Origin of the sequence: Sporanaerobacter acetigenes DSM 13106 (assembly GCF_900130025.1) — a bacterium.
In the GTDB taxonomy this organism is placed as follows: domain Bacteria; phylum Bacillota; class Clostridia; order Tissierellales; family Sporanaerobacteraceae; genus Sporanaerobacter; species Sporanaerobacter acetigenes.
In genome coordinates this window covers 271,574-294,278 of sequence record NZ_FQXR01000004.1, presented here as the reverse complement: position 1 = coordinate 294,278, position 22,705 = coordinate 271,574, and the positions used below count along the sequence as shown (strand labels likewise).

The 22,705-nt window shown below is 31.5% G+C and carries 23 protein-coding genes, 4 tRNA genes and 1 other annotated feature; of the genes, 23 read left to right on the top strand and 4 right to left on the bottom strand.

Features of this window, described 5'->3' with window-relative positions; genetic code table 11:
- Positions 1-36 precede the first annotated feature (36 nt).
- The 13 genes from BUA21_RS05410 (at position 37) to BUA21_RS05350 (ending at position 12,098) form a co-directional block, all read left to right on the top strand.
- On the top strand, positions 37-1,248 hold the full coding sequence (locus tag BUA21_RS05410; RefSeq protein ID WP_072743772.1) for an FprA family A-type flavoprotein: 1,212 nt from the start codon (positions 37-39) through the stop codon (positions 1,246-1,248).
- Positions 1,249-1,303: 55 nt separating this feature from the next.
- Positions 1,304-1,921: a GNAT family N-acetyltransferase gene (locus BUA21_RS05405; RefSeq protein WP_158281599.1), complete on the top strand. Its 618-nt coding sequence runs from the start codon at positions 1,304-1,306 to the stop codon at positions 1,919-1,921.
- Positions 1,911-3,119: an HD-GYP domain-containing protein gene (locus BUA21_RS05400; protein WP_072743770.1), complete on the top strand. Its 1,209-nt coding sequence runs from the start codon at positions 1,911-1,913 to the stop codon at positions 3,117-3,119. Before BUA21_RS05405 ends, BUA21_RS05400 begins: the two co-directional genes overlap by 11 nt.
- A 33-nt stretch (positions 3,120-3,152) precedes the next feature.
- Entirely contained in the window at positions 3,153-4,253 is a 1,101-nt protein-coding gene (locus BUA21_RS05395; protein WP_072743769.1) for a DnaD domain protein, read from the top strand.
- Between the two features lie 2 nt (positions 4,254-4,255).
- Positions 4,256-5,245: an ATP-binding protein gene (locus tag BUA21_RS05390; RefSeq protein WP_072743768.1), complete on the top strand. Its 990-nt coding sequence runs from the start codon at positions 4,256-4,258 to the stop codon at positions 5,243-5,245.
- Between the two features lies 1 nt (position 5,246).
- On the top strand, positions 5,247-5,768 hold the full coding sequence (locus tag BUA21_RS05385) for a transcription repressor NadR (RefSeq protein ID WP_072743767.1): 522 nt from the start codon (positions 5,247-5,249) through the stop codon (positions 5,766-5,768).
- 66 nt (positions 5,769-5,834) lie between these two features.
- Positions 5,835-6,863: a PTS transporter subunit IIC gene (locus tag BUA21_RS05380; RefSeq protein ID WP_072743766.1), complete on the top strand. Its 1,029-nt coding sequence runs from the start codon at positions 5,835-5,837 to the stop codon at positions 6,861-6,863.
- Positions 6,864-6,911: 48 nt separating this feature from the next.
- Positions 6,912-7,080 (top strand) — a binding site (T-box leader).
- Between the two features lie 51 nt (positions 7,081-7,131).
- A complete protein-coding gene (serS, locus tag BUA21_RS05375) occupies positions 7,132-8,406 on the top strand; it encodes a serine--tRNA ligase (protein ID WP_072743765.1) in 1,275 nt (424 codons plus the stop codon).
- A gap of 104 nt (positions 8,407-8,510) precedes the next feature.
- Positions 8,511-10,010: a M1 family metallopeptidase gene (locus BUA21_RS05370; RefSeq protein WP_234973680.1), complete on the top strand. Its 1,500-nt coding sequence runs from the start codon at positions 8,511-8,513 to the stop codon at positions 10,008-10,010.
- A gap of 231 nt (positions 10,011-10,241) precedes the next feature.
- The gene (locus BUA21_RS05365; protein WP_072743764.1) at positions 10,242-11,402 is read left to right on the top strand and encodes a D-alanyl-D-alanine carboxypeptidase family protein; all 1,161 of its coding nucleotides are present in this window, start codon (positions 10,242-10,244) and stop codon (positions 11,400-11,402) included.
- A 49-nt stretch (positions 11,403-11,451) separates the two neighbouring features.
- Positions 11,452-11,528, top strand: a tRNA-Arg gene (locus BUA21_RS05360).
- A 14-nt stretch (positions 11,529-11,542) separates the two neighbouring features.
- The gene (tadA, locus tag BUA21_RS05355; RefSeq protein WP_327198036.1) at positions 11,543-12,001 is read left to right on the top strand and encodes a tRNA adenosine(34) deaminase TadA; all 459 of its coding nucleotides are present in this window, start codon (positions 11,543-11,545) and stop codon (positions 11,999-12,001) included.
- 5 nt (positions 12,002-12,006) lie between these two features.
- A tRNA-Ser gene (locus tag BUA21_RS05350) sits at positions 12,007-12,098 on the top strand.
- Positions 12,099-12,141: 43 nt separating this feature from the next.
- Here BUA21_RS05350 and BUA21_RS05345 read toward each other — a convergent pair.
- The gene (locus tag BUA21_RS05345) at positions 12,142-13,062 is read right to left on the bottom strand and encodes a DUF2935 domain-containing protein (protein WP_072743762.1); all 921 of its coding nucleotides are present in this window, start codon (positions 13,060-13,062) and stop codon (positions 12,142-12,144) included.
- A 283-nt stretch (positions 13,063-13,345) separates the two neighbouring features.
- Here BUA21_RS05345 and BUA21_RS05340 point away from each other — a divergent pair, with 283 nt between their 5' ends.
- On the top strand, positions 13,346-14,725 hold the full coding sequence (locus BUA21_RS05340; protein WP_072743761.1) for a sodium-dependent transporter: 1,380 nt from the start codon (positions 13,346-13,348) through the stop codon (positions 14,723-14,725).
- 9 nt (positions 14,726-14,734) lie between these two features.
- Here the strand turns inward: BUA21_RS05340 and BUA21_RS05335 are convergent, their stop codons facing one another.
- From BUA21_RS05335 to BUA21_RS05325, 3 genes are read right to left on the bottom strand one after another with little or no spacing between them, the layout of a single operon-like run.
- A complete protein-coding gene (locus BUA21_RS05335; RefSeq protein WP_072743760.1) occupies positions 14,735-15,238 on the bottom strand; it encodes a hypothetical protein in 504 nt (167 codons plus the stop codon).
- Positions 15,229-15,789 (bottom strand): J domain-containing protein, encoded by a 561-nt coding sequence (locus tag BUA21_RS15205; protein WP_072743759.1) that lies wholly within the window; start codon positions 15,787-15,789, stop codon positions 15,229-15,231. Before BUA21_RS15205 ends, BUA21_RS05335 begins: the two co-directional genes overlap by 10 nt.
- Entirely contained in the window at positions 15,786-16,667 is an 882-nt protein-coding gene (locus BUA21_RS05325; RefSeq protein WP_200796518.1) for a DUF5685 family protein, read from the bottom strand. Before BUA21_RS05325 ends, BUA21_RS15205 begins: the two co-directional genes overlap by 4 nt.
- A 176-nt stretch (positions 16,668-16,843) precedes the next feature.
- Between BUA21_RS05325 and cobT the strand changes: the two genes are divergently transcribed.
- The 9 genes from cobT to BUA21_RS05280 all read left to right on the top strand — a co-directional run bounded on the left by cobT (position 16,844) and on the right by BUA21_RS05280 (position 22,602).
- Positions 16,844-17,911, top strand: a complete 1,068-nt coding sequence (gene cobT / locus BUA21_RS05320; RefSeq protein ID WP_072743757.1) for a nicotinate-nucleotide--dimethylbenzimidazole phosphoribosyltransferase — start codon at positions 16,844-16,846, stop codon at positions 17,909-17,911.
- Between the two features lie 4 nt (positions 17,912-17,915).
- Entirely contained in the window at positions 17,916-18,452 is a 537-nt protein-coding gene (gene cobU / locus BUA21_RS05315; protein ID WP_072743756.1) for a bifunctional adenosylcobinamide kinase/adenosylcobinamide-phosphate guanylyltransferase, read from the top strand.
- Complete coding sequence (gene cobS, locus BUA21_RS05310) at positions 18,449-19,186, top strand: adenosylcobinamide-GDP ribazoletransferase (RefSeq protein WP_072743755.1); 738 nt, start codon at positions 18,449-18,451, stop codon at positions 19,184-19,186. Before cobU ends, cobS begins: the two co-directional genes overlap by 4 nt.
- Positions 19,177-19,740: an alpha-ribazole phosphatase gene (cobC, locus tag BUA21_RS05305; RefSeq protein ID WP_072743754.1), complete on the top strand. Its 564-nt coding sequence runs from the start codon at positions 19,177-19,179 to the stop codon at positions 19,738-19,740. The genes cobS and cobC overlap by 10 nt, the downstream gene beginning before the upstream one ends.
- A gap of 32 nt (positions 19,741-19,772) precedes the next feature.
- Entirely contained in the window at positions 19,773-21,245 is a 1,473-nt protein-coding gene (gene gltX / locus BUA21_RS05300) for a glutamate--tRNA ligase (RefSeq protein WP_199228851.1), read from the top strand.
- 100 nt (positions 21,246-21,345) lie between these two features.
- Positions 21,346-21,419 (top strand) — tRNA-Gln (locus tag BUA21_RS05295).
- Between the two features lie 13 nt (positions 21,420-21,432).
- Positions 21,433-21,507 (top strand) — tRNA-Glu (locus BUA21_RS05290).
- 86 nt (positions 21,508-21,593) lie between these two features.
- The gene (locus tag BUA21_RS05285) at positions 21,594-21,947 is read left to right on the top strand and encodes a DUF1622 domain-containing protein (protein WP_072743752.1); all 354 of its coding nucleotides are present in this window, start codon (positions 21,594-21,596) and stop codon (positions 21,945-21,947) included.
- 187 nt (positions 21,948-22,134) lie between these two features.
- Positions 22,135-22,602 (top strand): Hsp20/alpha crystallin family protein, encoded by a 468-nt coding sequence (locus BUA21_RS05280; protein ID WP_072743751.1) that lies wholly within the window; start codon positions 22,135-22,137, stop codon positions 22,600-22,602.
- The last annotated feature ends 103 nt before the right edge of the window (positions 22,603-22,705 follow it).

The window sequence follows — 22,705 nt, the reverse complement described above, 5'->3', positions numbered from 1 at the left end:
TAATTATAATATGGCGAAAAAACGGGAGGGATTGTTATGGATAATAAAAAGGTTTTACCAGTAAGTGAATCAGTTAAGTGGATAGGTATACTTGATCCAGGTTTAATAACTTTTGATGTAGTCATGGAGACAAAGTATGGTACTACTTATAATTCCTATTTTATAGATGCAGAAAAAAAGGCAATAGTAGAGACAGCAAAAGAAAATTTTAAAGATCAATACATTGAAAAAATAAAAAGTGTAGTAAATCCTGATGAAATAGAATATATTATTGTAGACCATACCGAACCTGATCATGTGGGAAGTTTGAGGCATTTGCTTAAAATAGCAACAAATGCAACAGTTGTAGGAAGTAAGTCAGCTATAAACTTTTTAAAACATATGATAGATGAAGAATTTGAGTATATGATAGTTAATGATGGAGATACTTTGGATTTAGGGAACAAAACATTGACATTTATTTCTGCACCTTTTTTACATTGGCCAGATAGTATGTATACTTATCTTGAAGAAGAAAAAATATTATTTACTTGCGATTCTTTTGGATGTCATTTTTGTGATGAAAAAATGTATGATGATCTTGTAGATAATTTTGATGATGCCTTTGACTATTATTTTCAAGTTATATTAGAGCCTTTTAGTGGATATATGATAAAGGCCATTGATAAAATCAGTGAACTTGATATAGATACTATATGTCCAGGACATGGGCCAATACTTAGATCTAATTGGCGAAAATATGTAGACCGCTCTTTGACTTTGGCTAAAAAGGCAGATGATAAACCAACTAAACACAGTGTATTTATTCCTTATGTATCTGCTTATGGAAATACAAGAAAAATTACAGAAAAAATTGCAGAAGGAATAAAATTGGCTGGGGATATTGATGTGGAAGTAATGGATGTAGAGATGGCTGATTTAGGAGAAGTGGCAGAAAAAATAGAAAAGAGTACAGGTATAATTATTGGTTCAACTACCATAAATCAAAACATACTGCTACCGATATATTCACTATTTGCTGTAATCAACCCTATAACTAATAGGGGAAAACTTTCAGGAGCTTTTGGTTCATATGGTTGGAGTGGAGAAGGAGTAAAGATAATACAGGACAATTTGAAAAATCTTAAATTGAAATTATATGATGATGAGGGACTAAAGGTAAATTTTGTACCTTATGATAAAGCTTTTGAAAGGGCCATAGAATATGGTAGAGGATTTGGTGAAAAATTGTTAGAAAAGAGTAAATAAATGCTTCGAGGTTTTTCCTCGAAGTATTGTTTCTATAAAGGTGGGAAATATGTGTATGGAACTAGAAAGGGGCATTAAAGGAAATAGAGTCACTATATTGCCACTTAGGATAGAAGATGTATATTTAATGATGAATTGGGGAAAACATGAAAATCCCCTTTTAGAAGATTATAACTTTCCATATGTTGATGAAGAAGAAATTGTAGAATGGTATGAATCAAAGACCTTTGGTAAAAGCAAGAAATACTTTTCTGTATATAATGAATACGGAAAGCTCATTGGATATTTGGGAATAAAGCATATAAAAAGGTTAAAGAAAGAAGCTACATTAGGAATAGTATTTGATCCCAATTATATGAACAAAGGATATGGAACAGAAGCAATAAAAGCTTTTTTAAAATATTTTTTTGATGATTTAAAAATGAATGTTTTATACTTAGAAGTAGCTGGTTTCAACAAGAGAGCTATACAATGTTATAAAAAATGTGGATTTGAAAAGGTAAGTAAATATCTAAATAGATATCCAGATCAATCTATAGATACAAATAATCCTTATTTTGTAGAAGAAATAGATTCTTTTGTTTTTAGACATGGAAGGATATATAATTATATTTATAAGATGAAAATAGACAGAAAAATATTCACAAAAATGGAGGCAGAAATTGAAAAGTAATACATTAGACATAAAATTAGGACAGCTATTATCTAGCCTTTCTCTAGCATTAGACATAGCAGAGAATAGATATTTTGGGCACTCTAGAAGGACAGCTTATATTGCATATACTATTGCAAAAGAAATGGAACTTAATGAAGAAGAAATTGTAAATACATATTATGCATCTCTCATACATGATATTGGGATGGCAGGACAAATGTCTAAATATAGTGTAACAGAAATTCATTTTAATGATGTTTTGAAAAAAGATCATTGTAGTTTAGGAGGAGAAGTAGTCAGTAAATTGCCACTATCTTCAGATATTATAGACTATATATTGTATCATCATGAAGAATGGGATGGAAGTGGAGTTTATGGGCTAAGAGGTGATGATATACCATTGCCAGCTCAAATCATCCACTTGGCAGATTATTTTGAACTGTTCTTTTTGAGAAAATATGAAGAAGTGGGACAAAATTTAGAATTAAAATCGGTTAAGGAATGGATAAATACCTATAAAAATAAAATGTTTAATGAAGAAATATGTGATACTTTTCTTTCTATTGTAGAAAGGGATAAATTTTGGTTTGATTTACAGCCTCAAAATATTAGAGGAGCATTAAATATAATTGAACCAGATAAAAATACTACTATAGATATTTATGATTTGAAAAGAATTTCCCAAGCATTCTCAATACTTATCGACAGTAAAAGCCCTTTTACCTATGAGCACTCCCAAGGAATTGCTAAAATAACAAATAAATTTGCTAGTTATTTAGGATATAATCCATTGATGGTCCAAAAATTAGAGATAGCTGCCAATCTTCATGATATAGGTAAGCTTGATGTTCCGAACAGTATTCTTGAAAAACCGGGTAAACTTTCAGAAAAAGAATTTCAAATAATTAAGGCTCATCCTTATTATACAAAGTTGATACTTAAACAAGTTGAGGGAATTGAAGATATTGCTGAATGGGCTGGTAATCATCATGAAAAATTAAATGGGAAAGGGTATCCTGAAAAATTGGACTACAGGAGTATAACCAAAGAAGATCAAGTGATTGCACTTGCTGATATATATCAAGCTTTGACTGAAGACAGGCCTTATAGAAGGGGTATGAAGCCTAAAAGTGCTATAGATATAATGATGGGTATGGCAAAAAAGAATTACATAGATTATAATCTTTTGCTAGATTTCAAAAAAATAGTTCTGTAGAAAATCTAAATTTTATAAAGGTAGGTGAAGACTGTGAGTTTTGTATTGGAAACCACAGAGATTGACTTGGGGGATACTCCAATTGAAAATATATTTATAAATGATTTCATGCCTATGGCAGATGGTACCTATGTAAAAGTTTATCTTCTTGGATTTAAATTTGCTCATGATAGAGATTCAAACATTGAAGTAAATAATGAAACTATTGCCAAACATTTAAATATTCCCCTATCAGATGTATTACATGCATGGGACTTTTGGGAGGACAAAGGTATAATAGAAAAGATCTCAAAAGAAGATGGAAATGAATATGACTATGAAGTTAAATTTTTAAGTCTTAAACAACTATGTATAAAGAACAATTATAAAAAGATTTCTTTTGTCATGAATGAGGAAGCAGTTTCTAAAGGATATGTCTGTTCAGAGAAAGATTTGATAGAAGCCAATAGAATTGAAACTATAAATAAAATGTTCAATTCTATTGACTATACTATGAGAAGACAATTAGTTCCAAATGAAAAGAAAAAAGTCCTTGAATGGATGTATAATTACAATATGGACCCTGATATGATAGTTAAAGCATTTTTTTATGCAATAGAGAAAAAGGGTATAAGAAGGATAAATTATGTAGAGGGAATAATCAGGAACTGGTATGATTCTGGGATAACCAATGTGGAAGCATTGCAACAAGAGATGAAGAAAAATGATGAAAAGTACTATAGATATATGAGAATAATGGAATACTTAGGTTATGGCAAGAAATCTCCTACGGAAGGTCAAATGAAAGTTATAGATAAATGGTTCGACGAATATGGCTTTTCCTTAGATATAGTTCTCAAAGCTTGTGAAAACACCAATAAAACTTCCAATCCAAGTATCAATTACATAGATGGAATATTGTCTTCTTGGTATACTAAAGACATAAAAAATGTCGATGAAATTGAAGAAAAAGATAAGAAACCTGAAAAAATTCATCCTAATGAGAATAGAGAATATTCTAAAGCTACAAGTAAGCCAGTAAAGACTAGATTTCATAATTTTGAGCAGAGATCATCAAAATATACCTCTGATGAATTAGAAGAAATTGCAAGAAGAAAAAGAGAAGAATATTACTCTAAAGCTAAAGGAGAATAACTATGAATAAGGAAGTTTTAAATTCAATATTAAGTGAATATGAAAAAAGAAGAGACAAGGCCCTTTATGATCAAAAGATAAGACAAGAAGAGGTCTATTTAAAAGTGCCTGAAATAAAAGAAATAGATATGGAAATATCTAAGACTGGGATACTTATTTCTAAAGCTATTTTAGAAGACCCTGAAAGCTATGAAAAAAAGGTAGAGGAAATAAAAAAAAGAATGGAAAAGTTGAAGATGAAAAAAGCTATTCTTTTAACAGAAAATAATATACCAATTGAATACTTAAATATAAACTATGAATGCAATAGATGTAAAGATACAGGTTATCTCGAAAATGGAGAAAAGTGTAGTTGTTTAAAGCAGGCGTTAGTAAATAGAGCTTATAAAATGTCCAATATCGAAAATGTTCTTAAAAAAGAAAACTTTAAAACCTTTGACATAAATATTTTTCCTAATTTGCCTTTTGAAGATGAAAAGTTAACTCCTAGAGAAAATATGAAATATATTTCTGATATTTCTGTAGGTTTTGTAAACAACTTTGATGAAAAAAATGGAGAAAATTTATTATTTTATGGTTCTACAGGCCTTGGGAAAACTTTTTTATGTAATTGCATAGCAGATGCTCTACTAGAAAACAATAAAATAGTTGTATATCAAACAGCTTTTACAATATTAGAGATAATAGAAGACCATAAATTTAGGAGAAATATAAAAGAATTTGATGATATGGATTATGAATTGTTATTTAAAACAGATCTTCTCATTGTAGATGATTTAGGAACGGAAGTTGCTAATACTTTTACCAATGCAGAAATATTTAATATAATAAATACTAGGCTTATAGAAGGGAAAAAAACCATTATTTCAACAAATCTTACTCCAAAAGAAATATCTGATATCTATACAGATAGGGTTTTTTCAAGGATACTTGAAAAATTCATACCATTAAAATTTTATGGACCAGATTTGAGATGGGAAAGGGGGAAATAATGTGGATTCAGAAGAAAGAAGAAAGGAAGTACTTAAAGTACTTAAAAATTCTAAAAAACCAGTAAAAGGGACAGAACTAGCAAAAAAAATGGGGGTTAGTAGGCAGGTAATAGTCCAGGACATAGCTATATTGAGGGCAAGTGGTTCAGATATTGTAGCAACACCTCAAGGATATATTATATTTGGGAATGAAGAAGGAAAAAAGATGATAAAAACCATAGTATGTAAACATTCAGGATGCAGTGAAATTGAAGATGAATTATATACTATTGTAGATGCTGGAGGCAAAGTGTTGGATGTGATTGTTGAACACCCTTTGTATGGAGAAATAAAAAGTCCCCTTATGATTAGTTCAAGACTTGAAGTAGACGAATTTATAAAAAACTTAAAAGATACCAAAGCAGAACCCTTGTCTTCACTAACTGATGGAGTTCATATACATTCCATAGAAATAGATGATGAAAAAACTTTTGAAAAAATAGTACAAAAATTAAAGAATAAAAAATACTTGATTAGTGAATGATAAAGTGTTATATTTTGTATATACGGGTGACAAGACAACTGTAAATACAATCAAGAGGTGTTTAAAATGGAAACTAAAGAGACAAATAAAAATAGTGTTAAAGAATATTTCATAAAAGTTTTCAACGGAATGGCCTTGGGTCTGTTTTCTTCTTTAATTATCGGACTTATTATTAAACAAATAGGAACTCTTTTTAAAATTCAAGTTATAGTTGAATTTGGTCAATTTGCTCAATATATGATGGGACCAGCTATAGGAGCAGGTGTTGCCTATAGCTTAGGAGCATCTCCATTGGGTATTTTTGCATCAGTAGTGACAGGAGCTATTGGTGCAGGAACTATATATTTTGATGGTGGAAATGCAATGATTAAAATTGGTGAGCCAGTAGGAGCTTTTGTCGCATCCCTAATTGGTGCAGAGTTTTCTAAACTTGTGCAGGGAAAGACAAAAGTAGATATAGTATTGGTTCCTCTTGGAACAATAATAGTAGGTGGGTTGGTAGGACATTATATTGCACCTGCAGTTAGTGGACTTATGGCATTTATAGGAAATATGATAAATTTAGCTACAGAATTAAAACCAATTCCTATGGGAATATTGGTATCCGTGCTTATGGGTATAGCACTTACACTTCCTATAAGTAGTGCTGCAATAGCTATATCATTAGGACTTAGTGGTTTAGCTGCTGGAGCTAGCACTGTGGGATGTGCTGCTCACATGATAGGTTTTGCTATAGCTTCTTATAGAGACAATGGTTTTGGTGGATTTATAGCTCAAGGAATAGGTACATCAATGTTACAAATACCAAATACCATTAGAAATCCAAAGATTTGGATTCCAGCAGTAGCCACTTCAGCAATACTTGGACCCATTTCTACTACTATATTCAAAATGGAAGGGAACCCCATTGGGGCAGGTATGGGAACTAGCGGGTTAGTAGGCCAATTTGCAACTATAGATACTATGGGTTCTAGTCCAAGAGTATTTATATATATTTTGTTGTTGCATTTTATATTACCTGGAATTATTTCTTTTATTGTTTCTGAATGGATGAGAAAAAAAGGGTGTATAAAGGAAGGAGATATGAAAATATAATACTTGCATTTTTTAATTGTTTATGATATAATATCCTTTAAATTTCAATAGTTTGCATTGATGGGAAATAGTAAATAATTTCAGCCTCTTAAGAGAGCCAATGGTTGGTGGAAATTGGTGAGGAGATTTATTGAATCCATCCCAGAGCAAAATGTTGTTGAGTGAGCTTTTTAGCTAACTAGGGTGGCAACGCGGGATACAAACTCTCGTCCCTATATACTGGGATTGAGAGTTTTTTTATTTCTAAAAACGAATGGGAGGGATGAAAATGTTAGATATCAAAAAGATAAGAAACAATCCAGATTGGGTAAAAGAACAAATTGGGAAAAGAAGTGGAGAATATGATATTGACAAGGTTCTTGAATTAGATGAAAAGAGAAGAAATTTACTTGTACAGGTTGAAGAGATGAAAGCAAAGCAAAATCAAGTATCTAAAGATATTCCCAAAATGAAAAAAGAGGGAAAGGATACTTCTGATTTAGTTTTGGAAATGAGAAACTTATCTGACAAAATAAAAGATATGGATGCAGAAGTAAAAGAAATAGATAAGGAACTTAGGAATGCTATTTTGAGAATTCCAAATATACCAAATGAAAAAGTAGCTGTAGGAAAAAGTGATGAAGAAAATATAGAATTGAGAAAATGGGGTGAACCAACCGCCTTTTCCTTTGAACCTAAGGCACATTGGGATTTAGGGGTGGATTTAGGTATATTTGACTTTGAAAGGGCTGCAAAGATTACAGGAGCAAGATTTAGCATATTTAAAAATAAGGGAGCTCTACTTGAAAGAGCACTTACAAACTTTATGCTTGATTTGCACACTATAGATCAGGACTATGTAGAAATTGCACCACCTTTTATGGTGAATAGAGACAGTATGACAGGAACTGGTCAATTGCCTAAATTTGAGGAAGATGCCTTCTCGATACCAAGCAAAGACTATTTTTTAGTGCCTACAGCAGAAGTGCCAGTGACAAATCTTCATAGAGATGAAATACTTGAAGAAGAAATGCTTCCTATATTTTATACAGCTTATACGCCATGCTTCAGACAGGAAGCAGGTTCCGCTGGAAGGGATACAAGAGGGCTCATAAGAAATCATCAATTTGACAAAGTAGAGTTGGTTAAATTTGTTAAGCCTGAAAATTCTTATGATGAACTTGAGAAGTTGACAAATGATGCTGAAGAAGTTTTAAAAAGATTAGGAATTCCTTATAGAGTAGTTATGTTATGTACAGGAGATTTAGGTTTTTCATCTGCTATGACTTATGATATTGAAGTTTGGATGCCAAGCTACAATAGATATGTAGAAATTTCTTCTTGCAGTAATTTTGAAGATTTCCAAGCTAGAAGAGCAAATATTAGATATAGAAGAAATGACAATGGAAAGCTTGAATATGTTCATACACTAAATGGTTCTGGATTGGCAGTTGGAAGAACTTGTGCAGCATTAGTTGAAAATTATCAACAGGAAGATGGTTCCATACTTATTCCAGAAGCACTTAAACCTTATATGAAAGGATTAGAAAAGATAAGTAAATAAATTTGATGGAATATGAGTCAGGAATAATATATATTATTCCTGACTCATATTAAGTTTTTGAAGGATTTTTTTTAGTTTTAGAGAATAGTTATATCTATCAGGGGGTGGATATTTTGAGAAAAAGAAAATCTATTTTTATTTTGCTTTTACTAGTTTTTTCATTGGTATTATCTAGCTGTGGGAAAAATTGTCCTACATTGATTACAGAGGATTACAATGGGCTTAAATTGGATAGTTTAAATGACTATAGAATAGAAGTGGAGTTGGATACTAAAGAAAAAACTTATTCAGGAAAACAGTGGATTAATTATGTAAACAATACTGGAGGAGAATTGTCAGAAATATTTATTCATCTATATCCAAATGCTTTTAAGACAAAAGAAACGGCTCCATTTTTTGGGGATGCTCTTGAAATGACTTATCCAGATGATTTTAAGCCTGGATTTATAGATATAGACAATTTAGAAGTAGATAAAAGAAAAATTGATTATGATATAGGTGGCGAGGGAGATACTGTTTTACATATAAAATTAAAGTCTCCCCTAAAGGCAGGGAAAAAAACAGAGATATATTTAGAATATGAGGTACAGCTTCCACCAGCTCAAGATAGATTTGGGTATGTAGAAAATACATTTAATTTGGGAAATTGGTATCCTATAGTATGTGTTTATGATGAAGATGGCTGGAATACGGATCCGTATTATAGATTGGGAGATCCTTTTTATAGTGATACCAGCAATTATAAAGTGAAAATTATAGCTCCTAAAGATATTATAATTGCATCAAGTGGAAATATATTGAAAGAGAAAGTTAAGGGAGATAAAAAAATTTGGGATATTGAAGGAAAACTCATAAGAGATTTTGCTTGGGTAGCTAGCAATAAGTTCAAGGTTTTAGAAGGAGAAGTGGAAGGTACTCAAGTAAAAGCCTATTTTTTAGAAGACTATCCAAGTATAAATGATTTTGCATATAAGACAGTAGAAAATTCAATCAAAACTTTTAATAGAATATTTGGCAAATATCCTTATGGACAGTATAGTGTAGTAGCTACCAATTTTTCTGGAGGCATGGAATATCCAGGGATAGTGTTTATAGGTAAACAATTCTATAACAATTATTCAAAGTATGACTTAGAAAATGTAATAGTACATGAAACAGCTCATCAATGGTGGTATGGCGTTGTAGGAAATGACGAAATAGATGAAGCTTGGTTGGATGAATCTTTGGCTACTTATTCTGAAACTGTATATGTAAGTGAAATATATGGAGAAGAAACAGGCGAAAATTTTTATGAACAAACTGTAGAAGATACTTATACTTATGGAAAAGAATTGTATGATTTTGATGAAGTCATGTTAAAACCTTTGAGTGAATTTGAAAGTTGGGCAGACTATGGACCTTTGGTTTATTCAAAGGGTGCTATGTTTTTAGATGAAATAAAAGATGATTTTGGGAAAGAAGTTTTATATGATATACTAAATAAGTATTATCATGAATATAGATTTTTAAATGCAAAATCAGAAGATTTCATAAAAGTTTGTGAAGAAGTCACGGGGAAAAGTTTTGAAGACAGAGCAAATAAATGGTTTTACGGAAGGAATTGAAGTGGAGGAAAAGTCCCCCACTTCTTTCACAGCTATCTTCTACAACCCCAACCACATCCACCAAATAGGATAACTAGTAGAAGGAAGAAGAATAGCAAACTTGTATCATCATAGCAACCCCAACGATTTGCATCTGCCATAAATAAAACCTCCTTATTAAGCTTTTAATCTTGCCTAATACATTATATAGACCTTGATTTAAATTTGTTACAAAAAAATGGGGGAATGAATATGAAGAAAAAAATAATTTTTTTACTTATATTTATATTAGCATTTAGCTCTGTATCTTTTGGACAATCTGTAGGAATAGAAGGAGAAGTATCAGCATATCTTTTGGGAGATTTTGAAAACGGTACAATACTTGAAGAATATAATATAGATAAGCCTCTTGAAGTTGCTAGCATCACAAAACTTATGACTTATCTTGTGGTCATGGATGAAATGGGAAAGGGAGATCGTTCACTAGATGATTTAGTCTATATAGATAAAGATGTTTCTGAAGTGAAAGGTTCCAGTTTTAATTTAAAAGAAGGAGAAATTTTCCCTATAAGTACACTTATTGAAAGTTTACTTATAGTTTCTGCCAATGATTCAGCTCATGCATTGGCCAAATATGTAGCAGGAGATGTAAATACCTTTGTAAATATGATGAATGACAAGGCAAAAGAAATTGGTCTTTTAAATACAGTGTATTTAAATTCTACAGGACTTCCTGAAGGAAATAGACAAAATATGATGAGTACTAGGGACATATTTACTCTTTCAAGACATATATTAAAAAAATATCCTGAAATTCTTCAAATAACTAAGAAACCTTGTATGGATATATATGATAGAGAATTCATAAATGAAAATACTAATCCTCTATTAGGAGAAATAAATGGAGTAGATGGATTAAAAACAGGATTTACAAACAAAGCTGGATATTGTTTGGTTTCCACAATGGATATAGCAGCTAATGATTATAATGAGAAAGATTTTAGAGTCATTGGCGTAGTTATGGGAACTAAAAGTGAAGAAAAGCGAAGAGATATAAGTAAAGAATTTTTAGAATATGGAATTTCCAATTATACAAATAAATGTATTTTTTCACAAGATGTTCCCTTGGATACTGTTGAAATTTCCAATGCAAAAAAAGAAAGAGTAGAGGTATATCCTGAAAAGGACATTTATTCAATTGTAAAAGCTGGAGATAGTATTGGAGAAGAATTAATTCTTGATGAAAACATTTCACTACCTGTAGAAAAGGGAGAAAGTATAGGAAAATTAGTTGTATATGACAACGAGGACACAATTGGTGAATACAATGTAGTTGTTAAAGAAAAAATAAAAAAAGCTAATATTTTTTTGAGAATATGGAGATACATAAAACAACTGTTGTTGAATGCATAAGTTGACTTTTTGATGGAAATCATTTAAAATATATAGTTGTCTAATATGTGCATCCGTAGCTCAGTAGGATAGAGCAGCGCCCTCCTAAGGCGTGTGTCGGGGGTTCGATTCCTCTCGGGTGCACCATTTTTTAAATTTTGGTGAATGTTATGGATGAAGTATATATGAGCATTGCATTAGAAGAAGCATATAAGGCTTATAGCACCTTGGAAGTACCGGTAGGTGCTATTGTTGTTCATGATGGAAAAGTTATAGCAACAGGATACAATATGAGAGAAACTCTAAAAGATCCCACTGCCCATGCTGAAATCATTGCCATAAAAAAGGCTAGTGAATATTTAGGTGGTTGGAGACTTATAAATTGTACTATGTATGTGACCCTAGAGCCTTGTCCCATGTGTACAGGAGCAATACTTAATTCTAGGATAGAAAGATTAGTCATAGGAGCAAGGGACTATAAAATGGGATGCTGTGGTACAGTAGTAGATTTAGTCAATCAACCAAGCTTTAATCATAGTGTAGATGTGACTTTTGGTGTATTGGAAGATGGATGCTCGAGTATTATGAAAAAATTTTTTAAGAATTTAAGACGAAAATAAACTCTGGAGAGATGTCCGAGAGGTTGAAGGTGGTGGTCTCGAAAACCATTGCACAGTTTATGCTGTGCCGAGGGTTCGAATCCCTCTCTCTCCGCCAAATAAAAAGTGTCTTCATTTTTGAAGACACTTTTTATAAATTATTATATGCAAGTTGTTTTTAAAAGTCTTAAATAGTGATTTGCTTCTCTCAATACATGGTCAGCCAACAGGGGAAGTATGATGGCTTTTATCTTGCAATTTGTCAAACCTTTTACTGCGGATGTTTTAAACTCTATTATATCCTCTGTAGCTTTTTTGCTTTTTTTAGTTATTTCTCCTGGAGGAAGTTTTTTTTCTAGCACTTCTTTAGCTTCTTCTTCCAATTTCTCAAACAATTCAGCAAATTCGTCAGCTGTATCAATTAGAATCTTTTCGGTAGGGTCAAGTAGTCCTCTTATGAATTCAGAATGCTCTTTCATTATTTCATTCCAGAAGACTTCTCTTTTCACTAACTCATCTTTTATAACATTTTCATCTAAATTTTCAAGTCCTTCAAGAATTTTTAAATAAATTTCTGCTTCTTCAATGACATGTTTTAATAGATGAGGATATAACCAGATGTATACTTTACATTCTAATACACTTTTATAAAGGTCTTCCTTAATGCTAATTAAGTTATTCATTAAATTTATTCCTTTTATATTTAGTAAATGTATATTTTCATAAAGTCCCTCAGGATATATTGGGCAAGGCTTTGGAACTAAATTTGTCTGAAGTTTTGTGATGTCAGTATTTATGCATATTCCTGTATAATATTCTGTAATCATTTCAGCTTTTAGGGTATATGGAGTAACTAATTCATTTGAAGAAATGACTTTTTCATCCATTATGCCATTAGATAAGAGAATAGTTTCCATCAAAAAATCTTCTAAAGTTTCTTTAAATCTATCTACTTCAAGTATCAAACCACTATTTACAATAGGTAGGGCTGATTCTACAAAAATGAGATGTTCTTTCATAATTCTTGAAAAGAACATATTATACTCTAAAGAATATGAAATGTACTCTTCTCGTGTCAACAAGGCAAATCCTCCTTTACATATCAATTAATATATTATATTGGAAATGAGGTAAAAAGGTGATTTGTAAAGACTAGTCAATGAATTAACAAAAAACATTGATATTTGGGAGTGGAGAAGAATAGAAAAAATGTAGAACAGCTATTTTATGAGATTAGTTCCACGAGAAAAATGAAAGTTTGTAAAGAAACTTCGTTAATTTTTAGATAATTCAGAAAATTCCTTGACATTTGGGCAAAAACCTATTATATTGAGATTTAATGATACACACAAGGGGGGCTTAAGAATGAGCAGTGAGAATGCAAAAAGCATCAATCAAAGTTCGGGAGAACGAGAAAGTTTTAAAAGCAGTTTTGGCCTTTTGGCAGCAGCAATAGGTTCAGCAGTGGGATTAGGTAATATATGGAGGTTTCCTTATATTACAGGAAAATATGGTGGAGCTGCATTTATTTTAGTTTATTTAATATGTGTAGCAGCTATAGGTATCCCAATAATGTTGGCAGAGTTTTTAGTTGGCAGACAAAGTAAAAAGGATGCTATAAATTCTTTTAAAGAATTAGTGCCTGGTTCTAAATGGTATATTAGTGGTGTATTAGGTGTATTGGCTGCATTTATGATTCTTGCATTTTATGGAGTTATAGCTGGGTGGACATTGGAATATATTGTGAAATCCTTTGGGAATCAATTTGCAGGGCTTGGAGCTGAAGAAATCGGGAAAATGTTTTCCGATTTTGTAACTAATCCTATTAGACCTGTTATATGGCAAGTTATATTTATGGCAATAACAGGCATAGTAGTAGCCACAGGAGTAGAAAAAGGGATAGAGAAATATTCCAAATTATTAGTTCCTCTATTGTTAGTCATAGTTATTATATTGGATATAAGAGCAGTTACTCTTTCAGGAGGAAAAGCGGGACTTGACTTTTTATTTAAACCTGATTTTTCAAAGATTACAGGAGAAGCTATACTTGCTGCTTTGGGGCATTCATTTTTCTCATTAAGTTTAGGAATGGGTATTATGATCACATATGGTTCATATATTCCTAAGGAAGAAGGGCTTGGGAAAACGTCTATAAAGGTAGCAATATCAGATACTTTGATTGCATTACTTGCTGGTATAGCAATATTTCCAGTAGTTTTTGCTTTTGGAATTGCACCAAATAGTGGACCTGGATTAGTATTTATTACATTACCAAATGTATTTGCTCAAATGCCAGGAGGATATGCTTTTTCAATATTATTCTTCTTGTTGCTAGGTTTAGCAGCACTTACAAGTACTATGTCTTTGTTAGAAGTTGTTGTATCTTATACAATAGAGAAATTCAATATGGATAGAAAGAAAGCGGTAGCTATTTGTACGCTTCTTATAACAGTATTAGGAGTGTTTGCCTCTCTTTCCAATGGGCCATTATCAGGGGAAGTATTCTTTGGTAAAAATTTCTTTGACTTTTTAGATTATTTGACAGCTAATTATTTTTTGACTATTGCAGCATTTATAACTAGCTTGTTTGTAGGATGGAAATTGGACAAGAAAATTATAAAAAATCAATTGACTAATGAAGGCACTATAAATGCAGGATATATGGGAATTTTCAAATTTATGATAAAGTTTATTGCACCTATTGCAATAATCATAGTATTTTTAGCTGGAATAGGAGTGATATAAGGCCTAGTATTAGGTCTTATATTTTTTTCTAAACTTATATATAAATAGTGTCATAGCATAGTCTAAAACTAAAAAGACAAGTTGAATAAAGATAAATATTTGCATTATAGGCATTTGCATATTTATAGGAGTAGAAATAAAAAGCCCATATATCTTGTAGGATATAAATAATGCTAAATTAAAATATAAAAGTTTTAGAATTATTTCAAAAGGAGTTTTGCCTATTTTTTCTATATAGTTCTTTATAATTCCGTATGGGCCAAAAAAAATCATATAAGATAGTGTTATTTCTCTGAATCCTACAAGCAAAAGAGATAATATTAAAGTGGAAATATATATGTATATACCATACTTAGTTCCTATAAGAAGTATTCCTATAGGTATCATAAGAGAAGCAAAAAAAAGCATGGCTAATTTGTTATAGGCGAGAATAGTTCCTAAATATATAAATATGACTCCCAAAGCAGTCAATATTCCTCCATATGCAACAGCTTTGCTTTTGTTTAGCAACATGGTATAAAGTCGCCTCCCATAGATTCACATAGACAATCTAAACAGTATAGAGTTGTGCAAATTTGACAAAGATCATGATCCTTATCTTTTCTATAAGGTTCTCTATAATTGTCATTTTTTCTATTCAATGCATTGAAAGCCTGATTGTATTCACTATTGTCAGGTTCCATGGAATGAGCTCTTTGAAAACAATCATAAGCTCTATCATACCAACCTTTTTGTTGATTTATGATTCCCATTAAGAAAAACCATTCTGCTGATTTATTATTTATTGAACTTAATTTTCTTTCAGCTTCAGAGAAATTTCCCCTTTGAATATCAATTCTCACATTATGTAATAGTTCTTCTTCAGAAATATATTTTCCATTGTTTTTCATGAGATATTCATAGGCTTCGTTGATTTCTATCATTTTTTCTTCTGCCAAATCCCTAAGAGGATTATCTATATATTTATCTGGATGATATTCACTGGCAAGTTTTCTATAAGCTTTTTTTATTTCTTCTTGAGATGCATTTCTATTTACACCAAGTACTTCATATGGGTCCTTCATTTGGCAGATTCCTCCTTTTTAAATACAAATTCCATTTTTTCTAGCAATCCATAGTTGAATATATTGTATAGAATATCATAATTTTTTTCTATGGGCAGTGAATTTAATATTTCCGAACATTCTCTGGCATAAGAAGTCAAAATAAAGTTTATTCTGTTTTGAACAGATTCCCTAAATTCATTATAAGGTAAATTGTCTTTATTTAAAGCGGCATTTATACCATTAAATTTGTTGTGTTTTAAATCTTTTTCTAAATCATCAAAAGCATCTATTATATAAATCCATTTTCCTAAATTATATCCCAAATAATACAAGCTTTCTTTGTTTTTTTCATCATTGCAGTAATTAAGTATACTATCAGCTGTAAGTTCTCCAAAAGGATGACTGAGTTCATCTAAATTATCTATATTTCCCGATTTTTCTAAAGAATATAGTTTTTCTAGTTGTTTTACCATATGCTCTTCTATTTTTAGATATTCTTTGGGAATTTCTTTAAAATATCTTTTTATTAAAGCTGAAAAAATTTTACTTTTAAAAGAATTGTCATCATCTACATCATCCAGCAGCTTATGATAAGCCAATATCACATTCATAAATGCTGCATATTCTAATGGAGAACTGTTGACAATGAAGTTTCTTTTTTTAAATGGATGAAGAATACAATTGCTACTTATATATTCATTTTTATGACTATCTAGTGCATCTAAAAATATGGCTAAAAAAGTCATATCATAGTTTATTGTAAGTCTTGGTATGTTTCCAAAGTTATATTTTATAGCTCTACATAATCCACAATAATAAGCCTTTATTTTTTCATAATCTTTAATTTTTAATTCCATTTTGCATGGTATTACATATCCAAACATATTTTTCTCCATACTATATTTTAGTTTTAATATATCATAAAGGCATTGTCGTTTCAATGAAATCTGTAATTCTCATCTGGTATAAACTGTTTGACTAGACTACATAAGAAGAATATAATAATTGTTGACAATCCGTTGTAGTATCTACTATTGTGTATGATTACGAATAACAATAATGGAGGGATAAAATGGAACTTTTTAAAGAAACTTTAAAAGCTATAACACCGCCAGATGAAAAGGCAAAAAAATTGGCTAGTGAAAGATTGGATAGTTTAGCAAAACCTATAGGTAGTCTAGGAGTATTGGAAGATATAGTTATAAAGATGGCTGGTATCACAGGAAAGCCTCACAATAGTATTGAAAAAAGAAATATAGTCATCATGTGTGCAGACAATGGAGTAGTAGAAGAAGGAGTAAGTGCTCCTCCACAAATCTTTACAAAGATTCTTACTGAAAATTTGACAAAAGGTCTTACAGGGGTATCTGTTCTTTCTAAATTGGCAAATTCAGATGTGACGATAGTGGATATTGGGGTTAATGGAGAAATAGACAATCCCAAAATTCTTAATAGAAAAGTCAACTATGGAACTAAGAATATGACAAAAGGGTCCAGTATGACTCGTGAAGAAGCTATAAAAGCTATAGAAGTGGGAATAGAAGTTGCGGATAAACTTTACAGTGAAGGATATAGTATACTTGGAACAGGAGAAATGGGTATAGGAAATACTACTACTAGTGGTGCGGTATTGAGTGTTTTTTCAGGTCTTGATCCAAAGATTACTTGTGGAAAGGGAGCAGGACTTACAGAAGAACAATATGAAAATAAGATAAATTGTGTAAAAAAGGCTATTGAAGTGAATAAACCAAATAGTGAAGACCCAATTGATGTTATATCTAAAGTAGGCGGCTTTGATATAGCTGGAATGTGCGGTTGTTTTCTTTCCGCAGCTAAAAATAGAAAACCAATAGTTATAGACGGGTTTATTTCTTCTGCAGCAGCTCTTTGTGCTGTAAGATTGAATCCATTAGTTAAAGAATATGTATTTCCATCTCATCTTTCAAAAGAACCAGGAGCTTTGTATATGGCAAAGGAAATCGGCGTTAAACCTATGCTTGATTTAGAAATGAGACTTGGTGAAGGTTCAGGATGTCCTTTAGCTTTTCAAGTAATAGACTCAGCACTATATGTGATGGATCATATGGCTACATTTGATGAAGCTACTCTTGATGGGGATACATTAATAGATATAAGGTGATGAAATGATTGTTTTAGTGACAGGCGGAGCAAGGAGCGGAAAAAGCTCCTTTGCTGAAAAAATATATGAAGGGAAAAAAGATGTAGTATACATTGCTACATCTAAAATAACTGATAGGGAAATGGAAGATAGAATAAAGCTCCATAGAGACTCCAGGCCAAGTATTTGGAGAACTTTTGAAGGAAACTATGACTTACAAAGTGCATTGGGAGAAGAAAGGTATTATTTACTAGATTGTATAACTGTTCTCACGTCAAATATTATGTATGACATGACAAAGGATAAAGAGAGAATATCCATAGAACTTCAGAAAACTGTAGAAGATGCTGTTTACAATGAATTGAAAGCCCTTATAGATGAAATAAACAAAAGAGGATACAATCTTGTCATGGTGACCAATGAAGTTGGGGATTCGCTAGTGCCAGAAAATCATATAGGTAGAGTGTTTAGAGATATTCAAGGAAGAGTAAATCAGAGAATAGCTCAAATTTCTCATGAAGTATATTTGGTATGTTGTGGCATACCGATGAAGATAAAATGATAAAAGGACTTATACTTTCCATTCAATTTCTTTCAAGAATACCTATAAATATACCTATAGATTTCAATGGCGAGAACTTATCTAAAAGTACACTTTTTTTCCCATTGACTGGAATGATTATTGGAGGGCTGGCAGGACTTGTATACTATCTGTTTTCCTATATAAATACTGATATAGCCTCTTTTTTAGCTATAACCACTATTATAATTGTCACCGGGGGACTTCATCTAGATGGATTGGGGGATACTTTTGATGGATTCTTTTCTGCCAGGGACAAGGATAGAATACTTGAAATAATGAAAGACAGTAGAGCTGGTACTTATGGTGTAGTAGCCATAATATTAGATATACTTTTAAAATACATACTTTTATCCAATATAAGTAAAAATGTTCCTCTCGTACTTGCTCTTTCTTGTGGAAATGGAAGACTTATAGCAGCTGTTCTCATGTCTTTCACCAAGATAGCTAGACCTGGTGGAATAGGAGACATGTTTGCTAAAAGCAAACCTAAAAAATATGCATTGACGGGAACTATAATATATGGTTTAGTTATTTTTTTTATAAATCCGCTGTATCTTATACCATTGGGATTTTCGTTGCTTGGAGCTTGTTTGATAACTTTGAAGACTTACAAAACTATTGGTGGTTTTACAGGAGATGTATATGGAGCTAGTATAGAACTTACAGAAATAGTGTCTTTATTAGTTTTTATGGGGGTAATGTTGTGGATATAATATTTATTCGCCATGGAGAAACAAGAGAAAATAAAAGGGGTGTATATGGAAGTTCTGATACTTCATTGTCTCAAATGGGAAGAGAACAGATATTTAAGGCAAAAGAACCCATACAAAGTATTTCTTTTGAAAAGGTATATACAAGCCCATTAATGAGAACAATGGAAACTGCGGCATTGCTAGGATTAAAAGGCGATTTAGATAAAAGAATACAAGAAATAGATTTTGGTATATTTGAAGGAAAAACTTATGAGGAAATAAAAAGAAATTATCCTGAAGAAACCTATGCGTGGACAAATGACTATATATATTACAGAATACCAAACGGGGAAAGTTTGATGGATCTTTATAATCGGACATCAAACTTTTTAGAAGATATTGTGTCGAAGGATAAAAATACATTGGTTATAACTCATGAAGGAGTCATAAGATGTGCTCTATGCTGGGTATTTGACAATGTAGAATATTTTTATAGATTTAAAGTAAATAATGGCAGTCTTACAACTATATCTGTTGATGAAGGTTATAAGTATATAAAGAATGTGAATAAATAAAACTTATTAGTTTATTTGAAAGGAGCTTTATTATGGAGGATGTAAGAGTTAGATTTGCACCAAGTCCTACAGGATATTTACATATAGGAGGTGCAAGAACAGCTCTATTTAATTATTATTTTGCAAAGAAAAATAATGGAAAGTTTATTTTGAGAATAGAAGATACAGACACAGAGAGACTTAAGGAAGATTCAGTATCTCAAATAATATCCAGTATGAAATGGCTTGGGATGGATTGGGATGAAGGTCCAGGAATTGGAGGAGATTATGGACCATATTTTCAATCAGAGAGAAGAGAATTGTATACTAAAGAGATAATGAGACTTGTAGAAGAAGGGAAAGCATATTATTGTTTTTGTACGGAAGAGGATATTCAAAAAGAAAGAGAAGAACAAAAGGAGAAAAAGCTTCCGTTTAGGTATTCAGGAAAATGTAGCCATCTTTCAAAGGAAGAAGTAGAGAAAAATTTGAAAGAAGGAAAGCCTTATGTCATAAGGATAAAGATTCCTTGGGAAGGAACTACTGAAGTAGAAGATTTAATTAGAGGAAAGGTTTGTGTTGACAATACTCAATTAGATGACTATATAATCATGAAGTCAAATGGAATGCCTACATACAATCTTGCTTGTGCAGTAGATGATCATATGATGAAGATAAATTATGTCATAAGGGCAGAAGAACATTTATCCAATACACCAAAACAACTCCATATATATAGAGCTTTGGGATATGAAATACCACAATTTGCTCATATTTCCATGATCCTTGCTCCAGATAGAAGTAAATTAAGTAAAAGGCATGGAGCTACAAGTGTAGAGGAGTTTAGAGAAAGAGGATATCTAAAAGAAGCAATAGTCAATTATTTAACTCTATTGGGCTGGTCTCCTGGAGAAGATGAAGAAATATTTTCTGTAGAGGATACATTGAAAAAATTTCAACTTGATAAAGTTTCAAAAACTGCAGCGATATATGATGTAGATAAGCTTACTTGGATGAATAGCCAATATTTAAGGGAGCTTAATTTAGATTATATTGTGAGAGAATCTATTCCATATTTTATAGAAAAAGGACTAATAGAGGAAGATGAAGTAGAAGAAAAATACGAATATATGAAGAGAGTAGTTGAGGCAGTTAGGGAAAAGGTAAAATTGCTTCCTGAAATAGCTGAAGCTAGTACTTATTTTTTCAAGGATATTGAAGAATATGATGAAAAAGGCGTAAAAAAGAGATTTAAAAAAGAAGGAGTAGTAGAACTTCTAGAAGAGGGTAGGGAAACCCTTAGAAATGCTCCAGCTTTTGATGTGGAGACAGTAGAAAAAGAGTATAGAGATTTAATTGATGAGCTTGGAATAAAGGGTGGAGATATAATTCATCCTACTAGACTTGCACTGTCAGGAAAAACTGTAGGCCCTGGATTATTTGATATCATTTCTATATTGGGCAGGGAAGAATGCATAAAAAGAATGGATAAGGCAATAGAATATATAAGTAATATAGATGAATAAAACTCCTCTAGGGAGTTTTATTCATTGGGAACATTTTCACCAAAAATCATGGTTGATATATTTAAAAATAAGTTGTATAATATACTTTGTCGGATGTCGATCCGGGATTGTGTAATGGTAGCACATGTGACTCTGGATCACATTGTCTAGGTTCGAGTCCTAGTCCCGGAGCCATTTAAATATACGTGGCCCCATGGTCAAGCGGTTAAGACGCTGCCCTCTCACGGCAGAATCAGGAGTTCGATTCTCCTTGGGGCTACCATAAAAAGCACTTTTTAGGTGCTTTTAATTTTACTTTAAAGTTACACTTAAATAGTATAACTTCATACAGAGACAAGGGGGAAAATAATGGAGATAGAAATGTTTCTAGAAAAGATAATTCCTTATATAACTGGAATATTAGAGTCAATAGGAGTATTTATAATAGTTTTGTCAACAATAAAGACTTTTATAGCTTTTATTAAAGGTGGATTTAATTTTAGCGATGAAAAGTTAAAAATTGAATTGGCAAAAGCTCTAGCTCTAAGTTTGGAATTTAAATTGGCTGCAGAAATTTTAAAAACAGTCATAGTAAGGACTATTGATGAATTTATAATACTTTCAGCTGTAGTTATATTAAGAGTTATTTTAACTTTCGTAATACATTGGGAAATCAAAACGGGAATGAAAGATGAGGGTGAGCAAGTAAAAGAACATAATTAAAAAGCAGATATGTGAAGAAAGAATGAGAAAAATGGAGAAATATTCAAATAAATTTGGTTAATAGGCATCATCACATAAAATCACCTTTTATCAATACTTGAATATATAAAAAGTAGATGATAAAGTATAAATAGAAGGTCAAAGAAAGTCAAAGTCAAATAAATAAAAAATATTAGGAGGCGATACTATGTTTGGCTTGACTCCATATAGAAGAGGCAGAAGAGATTTAGATATGATTAGGGAACCTTGGAATTTTGACAAAATGTTTGATGTGATGTTAGGGGATTTTTACACTGATTCAGGGTTTCCAAAGTATTTCCCTATGGATAATAGTGGAATTAGGGTAGACATAGCTGAAAATGACAATGAATATATATTGGAAGCAGAACTTCCAGGAGTAAGCAAAGAAGATATAAAACTAGAACTTAAAGATGACATGTTGACAATTTCAGTAGAAAGGAAAGAAGAAGTAGAAGAGAAAAAAGAAAACTATATTAGAAGAGAAAGACATTTTGGCAGTATGTGTAGAAGTTTTTATGTAGATGATATAGAACAAGACAATGTAAAGGCTAAATTTGAAGATGGAATTCTTACTGTAAAATTACCTAAAGCAGAACATAGTTCACCTAAAAACAATCAAATCCCCATTGAATAAATAAAGGGTAGGTGCATAAACACCTACCTTTTATTTATTCAATGTTCTATAGTTCATAGGAAAGTTCTAATTTTCTATTAGAAGCCTTTTTTATTATGTTTTA